This window comes from Methylobrevis pamukkalensis, assembly GCF_001720135.1.
In the GTDB taxonomy this organism is placed as follows: domain Bacteria; phylum Pseudomonadota; class Alphaproteobacteria; order Rhizobiales; family Pleomorphomonadaceae; genus Methylobrevis; species Methylobrevis pamukkalensis.
The window spans coordinates 1-10,835 of the sequence record NZ_MCRJ01000132.1; the positions used below are offsets into that span (position 1 = coordinate 1).

General features: G+C 69.3%; 10 protein-coding genes and 2 pseudogenes. 7 read left to right on the plus strand and 5 right to left on the minus strand.

Annotated features, from left to right (window positions below):
• Both A6302_RS17525 and A6302_RS17530 read right to left on the minus strand, forming a co-directional pair.
• Positions 1 to 515, minus strand: a pseudogene (locus A6302_RS17525) (hypothetical protein); the annotation flags it as partial.
• Entirely contained in the window at positions 512 to 1,240 is a 729-nt protein-coding gene (locus tag A6302_RS17530) for a response regulator (RefSeq protein WP_069308126.1), read from the minus strand. The pseudogene A6302_RS17525 and the gene A6302_RS17530, both read right to left, overlap by 4 nt.
• 152 nt (positions 1,241 to 1,392) lie before the next feature.
• On the opposite strand from A6302_RS17530, the gene A6302_RS17535 reads away from it, so the two are divergent.
• The 3 genes from A6302_RS17535 to A6302_RS17545 all read left to right on the plus strand — a co-directional run bounded on the left by A6302_RS17535 (position 1,393) and on the right by A6302_RS17545 (position 3,189).
• A complete protein-coding gene (locus tag A6302_RS17535) occupies positions 1,393 to 1,680 on the plus strand; it encodes a hypothetical protein (protein WP_069308127.1) in 288 nt (95 codons plus the stop codon).
• A 102-nt stretch (positions 1,681 to 1,782) separates the two neighbouring features.
• The gene (locus A6302_RS17540; protein ID WP_069308128.1) at positions 1,783 to 2,067 is read left to right on the plus strand and encodes a hypothetical protein; all 285 of its coding nucleotides are present in this window, start codon (positions 1,783 to 1,785) and stop codon (positions 2,065 to 2,067) included.
• 444 nt (positions 2,068 to 2,511) lie between these two features.
• Positions 2,512 to 3,189 (plus strand): EF-hand domain-containing protein, encoded by a 678-nt coding sequence (locus A6302_RS17545; RefSeq protein ID WP_069308129.1) that lies wholly within the window; start codon positions 2,512 to 2,514, stop codon positions 3,187 to 3,189.
• Positions 3,190 to 3,268: 79 nt separating this feature from the next.
• Here the strand turns inward: A6302_RS17545 and A6302_RS17550 are convergent, their stop codons facing one another.
• The 3 genes from A6302_RS17550 to A6302_RS17560 form a co-directional block, all read right to left on the minus strand.
• Positions 3,269 to 4,642, minus strand: a complete 1,374-nt coding sequence (locus tag A6302_RS17550; RefSeq protein WP_069308130.1) for a glutamine synthetase family protein — start codon at positions 4,640 to 4,642, stop codon at positions 3,269 to 3,271.
• Between the two features lie 12 nt (positions 4,643 to 4,654).
• Positions 4,655 to 6,016 carry a transaminase gene (locus A6302_RS17555; protein WP_069308131.1) on the minus strand — a complete coding sequence of 454 codons (1,362 nt, stop codon included), beginning with the start codon at positions 6,014 to 6,016 and terminating at the stop codon, positions 4,655 to 4,657.
• 191 nt (positions 6,017 to 6,207) lie between these two features.
• A complete protein-coding gene (locus A6302_RS17560) occupies positions 6,208 to 7,122 on the minus strand; it encodes a DMT family transporter (RefSeq protein WP_069308132.1) in 915 nt (304 codons plus the stop codon).
• A 174-nt stretch (positions 7,123 to 7,296) separates the two neighbouring features.
• Between A6302_RS17560 and A6302_RS17565 the strand changes: the two genes are divergently transcribed.
• From A6302_RS17565 to A6302_RS24815, 4 genes and pseudogenes are all read left to right on the plus strand, one after another.
• Complete coding sequence (locus A6302_RS17565) at positions 7,297 to 8,484, plus strand: alpha/beta hydrolase (protein ID WP_069308133.1); 1,188 nt, start codon at positions 7,297 to 7,299, stop codon at positions 8,482 to 8,484.
• Between the two features lie 88 nt (positions 8,485 to 8,572).
• A complete protein-coding gene (locus tag A6302_RS24805) occupies positions 8,573 to 9,262 on the plus strand; it encodes a hypothetical protein (RefSeq protein WP_069308134.1) in 690 nt (229 codons plus the stop codon).
• 3 nt (positions 9,263 to 9,265) lie between these two features.
• A complete protein-coding gene (locus tag A6302_RS24810) occupies positions 9,266 to 9,583 on the plus strand; it encodes a hypothetical protein (protein ID WP_069308135.1) in 318 nt (105 codons plus the stop codon).
• Positions 9,584 to 9,588: 5 nt separating this feature from the next.
• Positions 9,589 to 10,835: pseudogene (locus A6302_RS24815) on the plus strand (type ISP restriction/modification enzyme); the annotation flags it as partial.

Here is a 10,835-nt window from a genome sequence, read left to right on the forward strand (position 1 = left end):
TCGGCGTCGTCGCTGGCGCCCGGACCATCTTCCGGTCCGTCGGCCGATCCACGGGCGCCGTCGTCGCGCTTTCGCCGGTCGCGGACGCCGTCCTCGGTCGCGCGGCCGGGCCGGGGCGACAGCCGCGACCGGTCGACGTCGATGTCGGCGCGCACGTCGGCGTCGCTGCCGAGCATCTCGCGCAGCGTCTCGGCCACGGTCCGCTCGGGCCGCGAGCGCGGCGGCCGGTCGACGCTCGGCTCGGGGCCGACGGTGAAGGCGAGGTTGGCGCTGCTCGCCGTGGTGAGGATGCGCTCGTGCATCTCCGCCGGGGTCTCGGCCAGCAGATGCACCAGCGAGACCGTGCGCGACAGGATCTGCTCGCGGTTGGCCGACTGCACGGCCGAGCGCCGCTCGTCCACCAGCAGCAGCGTGGTCATGGCCTGGCCGGCGATCAGTGCGCCGAGCAGGAGGGCGATCAGCTGGCCGGCGAGGCTGCGCGGGTAGAGCGGGATCCTGCGGCCGAAAACCGTCACGTCTCCACCTCCGTCACGTCCGCGGCGAAGGTGTAGCCGCCGCCCCACACCGTCTTGATCAGCATGGGGTTCTTCGGATCGGCCTCGATCTTCTTGCGCAGCCGGCTGACCTGGTTGTCGATCGAGCGGTCGAACACCGCCATCGACCGGCCACTGGTGAGATCGAGCAGCTGCTCGCGGCCGAGCACCATGTGCGGTCGCTTCAGGAAGGTGGTGAGCAGCTGATACTCGGCGGTGGACAGCGCCGTGGCGACGCCCTCGTCGTCGATCAGCTCGCGGCGCTGCACGTCGAGAAGGAACCGGTCGAAGGCGAGCTTCCTTGCCTCCACCGCGTCGCGCGGCCGGGCGGGGTTGGACGTGCGGCGCAGCACGGCACGGATCCGCGCCAGCAGTTCGCGCGGATTGAACGGCTTGGTCACGTAGTCGTCGGCACCGATCTCGAGGCCCACCACCCGGTCGGTGTCCTCGGCCATGGCGGTGAGCAGGATCACCGGCGTCTCGCCGGTCTCGCGCAGGTGACGGCAGAAGGACAGGCCGTCCTCGCCCGGCATCATGATGTCGAGCACGACGAGATCGATCGCCGCGGCCTTGAGCAGCTTGCGTGCGCTCGCCGCACTGTCGGCGGTGGTGACCCTGAGGCCGTTGCGCGCCAGATAGCGGGCGATCAGGTCGCGGATGTCGCGGTGGTCGTCGACGACGAGGATGTGGCTGGTCGTCTCGGTCATGCCGGCACTCCTTGCCGGACGCCTGCAAGGCGCCGGACCATTAAGATCTCGGTAACCATGGCTCTGTAGGCTCGCCGGACGGATTTTTCCACCCGGCCCGGATGGCCGGCGCACAGCTGATCAGGTCCGTAGCCAGGAAGGCGAAGGCGGTCATGAAGACGTATGGCGTTTCGACGAGCCGGCTGGACAGCTACGGCCGCTACCAGCCGCGCAACCGCTCGCAGCTCAATCAGGCCGCGGCGAAGAACCTCTGGTCGCAGCAGAGCTCGCTGCTGCGCAACGCCTTCTATGTCCGCGTGGACGCGACGGCGGGATCCCTCAACAATCTCATGAGCCAGGTGCGCCAGCGCGAGCAGGTGTCCTCGCTCGACAGCGTGCTCGGCAGCCTGAAGCCGATCGACATGTCCACCCTCGGCGGCACGGTCGACGAGACGGCCTGATCCGGTCGCCTTTACCGTTTGTTCTGTTTCCGGGCCGATACTGGACGCTGGACGTCTGCTGCAAGGCGAGGCGTCGCGACTGCCAGAAGGGCGGACAGCGACATGGCGATCTCGAAATACGGCTACACGCTCGGGCGCGCGAAATCCTACATCCACACGCCGAGCTGGCAGCAGAACCGCAGCGCCACCAAGACGGCGGCCAACACCGCCCAGGCCAAGAACCTCTGGTCGGCCCAGCGCAGCGCCATCCAGAGCGCCTTTTCCACCGTGCAGTCGGCGGCAGCCTCGCAGATCACCCTGTCGCTGCAGGCCGCCGCAGCCAACCGGCGCGTCGAGGCCGCGGAAGAGGCCCTGAAAAGCCTGAACTCGATCGACTTCACCGTCTAGGCCGTTTCCCCCGCGCGTGCCGTCCGGCAGCAGGCCCGATGCCGCGCCGTGACCACGGCAGGCAACCGCCGACGCAGGCCGCGCCCGGCGCATTTCTGCCCTTTGCCCGCGTCTGCCGCACGGTTCTCCGCTCGCCGATATGCGTGTCTCCGTCATTTTGCTCGCTTCATGCCGTCCCTGCGGGTCGCGGCTGCCCTCTGCTGCGCAAGGCGTCGCCTTCGCGGGGCGGGATCCGCCCGCCTGTCCTGTCTCCGGACAATAGGAGGGCCGCTGCCCGGCCGTGAGCGGCGAAGTGTATCGAAATGTACGCCGGCCCCGGCAGGGCACATCTTGCGACCAATGAGCCGATTCCCGACGTAGTTCTGCGACGTTCATCGCCCATCTTCAACTCGTGACACCGGCAGGCCCGGTGACAGGAATTGCAACACGATGGGAGAAAAGACCATGAAAACCGCAACCAAGGCGATCGCCGCCACCCTCGCCGCCGTCCTCGCGCTCGGCACCGCCGGTGCCGCCTTCGCAGACGGCCGCTGGGAACGCCACGGCATGTCGGAAGGCCGCGGCCCGCACGGTGGTCCCCATGGCGGTCCGCACCACGGCCCCCATGGCCCCCACGGCAAGATGGGCGCCGAACAGCTGATGAAGCGCTTCGATGCGGACAAGGACGGCCGGATCACCAAGGAAGAGATCGCCGCCGTCCAGGACCGCCGCTTCTCCGAGGCCGCGCCGTCGGGCGACAGCATCTCCCTCGACCTCTACAAGCAGTTCTGGCTGAAGGAACACGATCTCAAGGTCGTGCGCGACTTCCAGCGCCTTGATCGCAACGGCGACGGCCAGATCTCCAAGGAGGAGTTCAACCGCCGCACCGACCGGATGATGGAGCGTCTCGACCGCGACGGCGACGGCGTCCTGACCCGGGTCGATCGTCCCCGCGGCGACCACCGCAAGGGCGACGGCGAGCACCGCAAGGGCCCGCGCGGCGAGCGCGGCGAGCGTGATGGCGAGCGGGGTCCGCGCGGTGAGCGCGGTGAGCGCGGCGGCGAGCGTGGTCCCGGCCCGATGATGCAGCAGGGCGACGCGCCGGATGCCCCGCCGGCGGATGCCCCCGCCGACGCGGAGTGATCTGCGGCCGGACAGGCCCTGATCTGCCCTCATGACGAACGAAGCGGCCGGGTCTGTCCCGGCCGTTTCCATGTCCGGCTCAGGCGAGCCGCATGTACCAGGCGTGGTCCCGGTCGGAGATTTCCGCCAGGAAGCGGTCGCACTCGGTCTCGCGGATGGTGAGGAAGATGTCCATGAACCGCGCCCCGAGCCGGCGCTTCAGCACCTCCGAGCCCCGCGTGCGGCGCAGCGCTTCGGGCCAGTGGCGCGGCAGCGTGGCCGGGATCTGGTCATAGCCGTTGCCGGTGATCGGCGCGGTAGGGGCCAGATCCTTCTCGATGCCCTCGGCCATGCCGGCCAGCACGGCCGCGAGCGCCAGATAGGGGTTGGCGTCGGCGCCGCAGACCCGGTGTTCCAGATGCCGGGTCTTCGGCGGGCCGGAGGTGACGCGGATCGGCACCGTGCGGTTGTCGATCGCCCAGGCCGGCCCGACCGGGGCATAGGAATTCGGCCGGAAGCGGCGGAAGGAGTTGGCGTTGGGCGCGAAGATCCCCATGCCCTCGGCCATCGTCGCCTCGAGCCCGGCGATCGCCGCCATCAGCAGCCGGTTGTCGGTCGCTTCCCCGCCGGCAAAGAGATTGTTGCCGTCGGCGTCGCCCAGACTGACGTGGAGATGCATGCCGCTGCCGGACCAGTCGGCGTGGGGCTTGGCCATGAAGCTCGCCAGATGCCCGTGCTTCTCCGCCATGCCCTTGACCAGCCGCTTGTAGAGGATCGCATCGTCGGCCGCCCGCAGGGCATCGTTGCGGTGCTCCAGCACGATCTCGAACTGGCCGGGGGAATATTCGGAGATCAGCGTGCGCGCCGGCAGGCCCATGGCTGCGGCCCCCGCGTAGACGTCGTCGAGGAAGGGCGCAAAGTCGGAGAGATCCTGCATCAGATAGGCCTGCAGCTTCTCCGGCCGGAAGCCGTTGGCAGCCTTCGCCGGCAGCGCGCGGAGTTCGGCGGCGGCCGCAGGGTCGAGCAGGTAGAATTCGAGCTCCACCGCCACGGTCGGGTGATGGCCCCTGGCCTTCAGGTCGTCGACGACGCGGGCGAGCGCGTGGCGCGGATCGGCCTCGCTCGGCCGTCCGTCCGGCTCGAAGCTGGTCAGGATCACCTGCGCCGACGGCGTCGCGCGCCACGGGGCGGGGCAGATCGTGGCCGGCACCGGCCGGCAGGGGCGGTCGCTGTCGCCTTCCTCCCAGAGCAGGCCGGTGCCCTCGACATCGGCGCCGTTGGTGTCCAGCGACAGGATCGAGCAGGGCAGCGGCCGGCCGTCGCGATAGGCGCCCTTCAGCTCCGAGGGCCGCAGGATCTTGCCGCGCTGCACGCCGCAGGGATCGGTGAGGAAGGCCTCGATCTGCACGGTGTCGGGATGCGCAGCGAGATAGGCCGCGGCCTCGTCCTCCGGGCGCGCGAAAGGGGCGGTCATCGATGGGATCCTTCAGGCGTGGAGGGTGTCGAGCGCCTCGGCGAACACCGCCACCAGCCGGTCGACGTGGCCGCGGGTGGTGGCCGGCGACACCAGCGTCATGTTGTGGAACGGCGTCACCATGACGTCGCGGTTGAGAAGAAAGAGATGCAGCGCGCCTTCGAGATCGTGGTCGATCGAGCGGGCGGCGGCGCGTCCGTCGGCGAGCGGCACGGGCGAGAACACGATCTCGGCCCGGGCGCCGAGCCGGGTCACGGTCCACGGCAGGGCATGGGCGGAAATCGCGGCGGCAAGCCCCTCGGCCAGCACGGCCGAGAGACCCAGCATGTGGTCGTAGGCCGCCTGCGTCATCACCTCCTCGAGGGTCGCGCGCATGGCGGCGAGCGCCAGCATGTTGCCCGACAGCGTGGTGCCGATGCCGCTGTAGCCGGACGGGCGGGCCGCATCGACCGCGCGCATGCCGGCCTCGATGCGTTCCGTGAAGCCGAACACGGCGGCGGACAGGCCGCCGGCGATCGGCTTGCCGACCACCAGAAAGTCCGGCGCCAGATCATGGGCCTTGGCATAGCCGCCGCGGGCGGTGGAGATGGTGTGCGTCTCGTCGATGGCGAGCAGCGTGCCGGCGCGCCGGCAGGCCGCGGCCAGGGCCTCCAGATAGCCCTGCGCGGGCAGCACCATCGCCGTGTTGGTCAGCGCCGGCTCGGTCAGGACGAGGGCGATGTCGCCGGCGGCAAGCGCGGCTTCCGCGGCGGCAATGTCGTTGAACGGCACGCAGACGGCGGTGCGGGTCAGGTCCGTCACCTGTCCGACGAGGCCCGGCCGGAGCGCAGTGCGGCCCTCGTCATCGGTCGTGACGAACACGTCGTCGACCTGGCCGTGATAGCAGCCCTCGAACACGAGGATCTTCGGCCGGCCGGTGATCGCCCGCGCCCAGCGGATCACGGCGCGGTTGGCGTCGCTCGCGGTCTGGGTGGTCTGCCAGAAGGGCAGGGCGAAGATGTCGGCAAGAAGATCGCCGACCGGGCCGGCGTCGAGGCTCGGCAGCATGGCCGTGAGGCCGCGCCCGGCAGCCGCCCGGATCGCCGCCACCACGGGGGGCGGCGCATGGCCGAACATCGCGCCGGTGTCGCCGAGGCAGAAGTCGGCCAGCACATGGCCGTCGGCATCGGTGATCTCCGCGCCGCTGGCCGAGGCGACGGCAAGCGGGAACGGCAGGCCCCAGTCCTTCATCCAGTGCAGCGGCACGCCGCCCGGCATGTGCCGCATGGCAGCCTCGGCAGCCACGCGCGAGCTTGGATTGCGGGCGGCGTAGCGGTCGCGTTCGGCCGCGATCACGGCGGCAAGGCGGGCGGGGGCAACGGAATTCGAGGTCACGGTGGAAGCGCTCTGGGCAGGACGGACGGCGACTATGCGTCAGCCGGCCGAGCACTGGCAAGCGGCGCGAGGGCGTGGCCCCGGATGCAGCGCCTGCCGAACTCCATCTCCCTCGCGGGAGAAGGTGGCGGCGCAGCGGCCGGATGAGGGGACCTCCCGGCGCAGGTGATCGACGCTCGCAGGCCCACCCCTCAGGCGATGTCCTGCACCTGCTCCTTCGGCACGCCGGTGGTCTTCTTCTGGCGCTCGAAGATGAACAGGCCGGCGCCGACGATGATCACCGCGCCGATCGCGGTGTACATGTCCGGCAGGTCGCCGAAGAACAGGTAGCCGAGGATCAGCGCCCAGATCAGCAGCGTGTACTGGATCGGCGCGATCACCGCGGCCGGCGCGAGCTTCAGCGCCCGGTTGATCAGCATGTGCGCGGCGAGCGCGACGACGCCGAGCAGGCCCATCAGCATCAGGTCGCCGCCTTCGGGCGCGATCCAGTCGAAGGGCGCGATCACCAGCCCGGCCACCAGCGCGCCGATCGTCTGCCAGAACACCAGCGCGGTGTCGGAGGTGGCGCGCAGCTGGCGGCTGAGCAGGATCATCATCGCGAAGGCGAAGCTGCCGGCGATCGACAGCAGCGCCGGCAGCGACAGGCTGGCCGACGACGGCCCGAGCGCCACCACCACGCCGACGAAGCCGATGACGATCGCGCTCCAGCGCCGCCAGCCGACCTTCTCGCCCAGCACGAAGGGCGAGAGTGCCGCCACCCAGATCGGCGCGGCGAGATAGAAGGTCATCACGTCGGCGAGCGGCAGGCTGGCGACGGCGGCGTAGAACAGCACGATCTCCAGCGTGGAGAGCACCGCGCGGGCCACCTGCAGGCCCGGCCGCTCCAGCCGGAACAGGCCGGCGGCGCCCGCCGACCAGGCGAGCGGCACCAGCACGACCATCGCCGCGAGGCTGCGCAGCAAGAGCACCTGGCCGACCCCATAGGTGCCCATCAGCCACTTGCCGATCGCGTCGTTGAGCGAGAACATGAAATCGCCCAGAAGCATCAGCATCACGCCGAGCACGATGGCGTTGCGGTGCCGGTCGGCGGCGGCGAGAACGGTCATGACACGGTGGTCCGAAGCGCGGCGCGGAAGATGCCGGGCCGGGCGACGAGCGATACACCCGCCGCGACATGTTGGCGAGAAGATTGTCGGCCACGGGTCCGCTCTGGCGTGGCCCGCGTAACACAGCTAGCCTCCCGCTGCCCCGGCAGCCCCTTGCACGAGCACGCCTATCCGATGACGCAGACCCGTCCGCTCCTCGTCCTTGTCGTCACCCTGCTGCTTGCCGCCTGCGCCGGCCGGCCGGAGGGCATGCTCGTCGTCAACGACGTGGTCGCGCCCGGCGCGACGGAACACGAGATCTTCGTCGCCACCACCCGCGGCCGCAGCGAGGTGGCAAACGCCATGTTCTCCGGCGAGCGCCGCTCGCTGGACGAGGACGTGCCGGATCTCGACTTTGCCCATGTCGCCGTGTCGGTGCCGCCGACCCACGAGCCGGGCAACGTCGAATGGCCGAAGCGCCCGCCCGGCGATCCCGCCACCGACTTCGTCACCCGCTCGCGCGGCTATGTGGACAGCGAGGCGGATTTCGCGGCGCGGATGCGCAAGGCCGTGATGGCCAAGCCCAGGGGCCAGCGCAACGTGCTGCTCTTCGTCCACGGCTTCAACACCACCTTCGACGAGGGCGTCTACCGCCTCACCCAGATGGTGCACGACACCGGCTTTGACGGCGTGCCGGTGCTGTTCACCTGGGCCTCGCGCGGCCGCGTCATCGAATATGTCTACGACCGCGACAGCGCCACGGTTGCCCGCGACGCGCTGGAGGAGACGATGGACATCGCCGCCCGCTCGGGCGCGGAGAAGATCACCCTGTTCGCCCACTCCATGGGCAACTGGGTGGCGGTGGAGGCGCTGCGCCAGGCGAAGATCGGCGGCGATCCGGATCTCGGCGGCCGGCTCGACCAGGTGGTGCTCGCCTCGCCGGACATCGACGTCGACGTGTTCAAGTCGCAGATGCGCCGCTACGGCCAGCCGAAGAAGCCGTTCCTGATGCTGATCTCGCGCGACGACCGGGCGCTCCGGGTCTCCGCCCTGCTGGCCGGCGATCGGCCGCGCGTCGGCGGCTACGACAACGACAGCGAGATCGCCGAGCTCGGCGTCGTGGTGATCGACCTCACCAACGTGCAAGGGGTGGACGACCTCAACCACTCCAAGTTCGCCCTCGTCGGCTCCGGCTTCGTCCAGGCCCTGCAACAGCGCCTCGCCGCCGGCGACGACCTCGACTACGAGCGGGACAGCACCCTCTCCGACCGCTTCGGCCAGTTCGGCCGCGGCCTCGGCAACACGGTGGGCGGCGCCGCCGGCATCATCATCACCACCCCGCTGACGATCCTGACCGCCCCAGTGGAGTTGCTGCGGGAGTAGGGGGCGTCAAACTGGTTGAGGAGAGGCCGGGTGCCCGTTACCGTTTCCAGCCGGGGAAAAGCTGATCGATTCGGCGGGCGGGGATCACATGGTCGTTCCGACACTGGAGCAGGCGGTTTCCGCCTTCGGCAAGCGAACGAAGGCGAAGCTGTCGAATGTCGCGATCAGTGGCGCCCCGGAGGACCAGCTTCGAGGGCCACTTGAAGTTCTCCTTGCCGATCTCGCTCTGATCGCCGGACATCAGCCCGGCGCGGTCGGCCTCGTCGGCGAAACCAGCCTGTCCGAAGATCGAACCCGCCCGGACTATGCGGTCACGGTGCTCAACGCCCTCGTTGGCTTCATCGAGCTGAAGGCGCCGGGCAAGGGCGCGAATCCTCGGACGTTTAAGGACAAGCACGACAAGGCGCAGTGGGAGCGGCTGAAGTCGCTGCCCAACCTTCTTTACACCGACGGCAACAGCTTCGGCCTCTGGCGTGATGGCGACCGCGTCGGCGACGTGATCCGCCTCGACGGCGATGTCGAAACTTCGGGCGACAAGCTCACGGCGCCGCCCGGTCTGGTGATGCTCGTCACCGACTTCCTGTCCTGGCAGCCGATCTCGCCGAAAAGCCCGAAGCGGCTGGCCGAGGTCAGCGCCCGGCTGTGCCGGTTGCTGCGCGAGGAGGTGGGCGAGCAGTTGCGCAAGGAGAATGCCGGTCTGACGGGTCTGGCCAAGGACTGGCGGCGGCTGCTGTTCCCGGAAGCGGACGATGCGAGCTTTGCGGACGGCTACGCCTAGGCCGTGACCTTCGGCCTGTTGATCGCGCGAGCGCGGGGCATCTCGCTCGCAAGCGGTATCGATCAGGCCGCCACGGCGCTGCGCAAGTCCAATTCGCTGATCGGCACCGCTCTGCGCCTGCTGACCGATGACGACACCATCATGAAGGCGCTTGAAACCTCGCTCGGCACCATGGCGCGCGTGTTCGAGGAGGTGGACTGGGGAAAGCTCAGCAAGGGCGAGGCCGATGCCTGGCTTTATTTCTACGAACATTTCCTCGAGTCTACGACAACGGGCTGCGCAAGAAGACCGGCTCCTACTACACGCCGCCGGAGGTCGTGACCACCATGGTGCGGCTGGTGGACGACGCCCTGCGCGGGTCGCTGTTCGGACGGCCCTCCGGGCTCGCGGCGCCGGACGTGACCATTGCCGACCCGGCGGTGGGCACCGGCACCTTTCTTCTCGGCGTGTTGCGCAAGATCGCGCAGACGGCGAGCGACGATCTCGGGCCGGGCAGCGTACCCGGCGCGCTGGAGAGTGCAGCCGAGCGCCTGATCGGCTTCGAGTTGCAGTTCGGGCCCTTCGCGGTGGCCCAGCTTCGCCTGCTCGCCGAATATGCCGAACTGATGGAGGACGCCGGCGCCCTCGGCGATCTTCCCGTGCCGAAGCTGTTCATCACCGACACGCTCGGCAATCCCTTCGCCGAGGAAGAATACATCCCGGCGATGATGCAGCCGGTGGCGCAGTCGCGGCGCTCGGCCAATGCGATCAAGCGCGACGAGAAGATCACTGTCGTGATCGGCAACCCGCCCTACAAGGAAAAGGCGGACGGCCTTGGCGGCTGGATCGAGCATGGCTCGAATGGCCGACCGGCGCCGATGGAATGGTGGCGGCCCCCGACCGAGTGGCATGTCGGCGCCCATGCCAAGCATCTGAAGAATCTCTACGTCTACTTCTGGCGCTGGGCGAGCCTCAAGGTGTTTGGCGCCGGCTGGCGCGACGCCACCGGTCGGACCGACCGCGATGAGGAGGGCATCGTCTGCTTCATCACCGTGGCGGGCTTCCTCAACGGGCAGGGTTTCCAGAAGATGCGGGCCGACCTGCGCGCCAGTTGCACCGACATCTGGGTGATCGACTGCTCGCCGGAGGGCCACCAGCCGGAGGTGGCGACACGTGTCTTTCAGGGTGTCCAGCATCCCGTGTGCATCATCCTTGCCGCGCGAAAGAAGGGCAAGGATGTCGCCGCACCGGGCCGCGTGCGGTTCCGCTCGTTGCCGGAGGGACGCCGGGAGGAAAAGTTCGCGGCGCTCGCCGCCCTCGGGCTCGACGACGGCGGCTGGGAAAACTGTCCTTCCGACTGGCGCGGCCCGTTCTTCCCGGAGGCGGAAGGTCAGTGGGCGGAGTTTGCGCCGCTGAAGGCTCTGTTTGCCTACGATGGCTCAGGTGTGATGCCGGGTCGCACATGGGTGATCGCCCCGGATCGGGACACGCTGGCGCGGCGGTGGCAGAGGCTCGTCAGCGAACCGGATCCGGCTGAGAAGGAGCGGCTGTTTCATCCGCATTTGCGCAATGGTCAGCCCGGCGACAAGCATGT

Coding starts and splice junctions, on each gene's coding strand:
- A6302_RS17560 (WP_069308132.1), bottom strand. CDS start 7,122: ATGACCGTTCTCGCCGCCGCCGACCGGCACCGCAACGCCATCGTGCTC.
- A6302_RS17530 (WP_069308126.1), bottom strand. CDS start 1,240: ATGACCGAGACGACCAGCCACATCCTCGTCGTCGACGACCACCGCGAC.
- A6302_RS17535 (WP_069308127.1), top strand. CDS start 1,393: ATGAAGACGTATGGCGTTTCGACGAGCCGGCTGGACAGCTACGGCCGC.
- A6302_RS17565 (WP_069308133.1), top strand. CDS start 7,297: ATGACGCAGACCCGTCCGCTCCTCGTCCTTGTCGTCACCCTGCTGCTT.
- A6302_RS17545 (WP_069308129.1), top strand. CDS start 2,512: ATGAAAACCGCAACCAAGGCGATCGCCGCCACCCTCGCCGCCGTCCTC.
- A6302_RS17540 (WP_069308128.1), top strand. CDS start 1,783: ATGGCGATCTCGAAATACGGCTACACGCTCGGGCGCGCGAAATCCTAC.
- A6302_RS17550 (WP_069308130.1), bottom strand. CDS start 4,642: ATGACCGCCCCTTTCGCGCGCCCGGAGGACGAGGCCGCGGCCTATCTC.
- A6302_RS24805 (WP_069308134.1), top strand. CDS start 8,573: ATGGTCGTTCCGACACTGGAGCAGGCGGTTTCCGCCTTCGGCAAGCGA.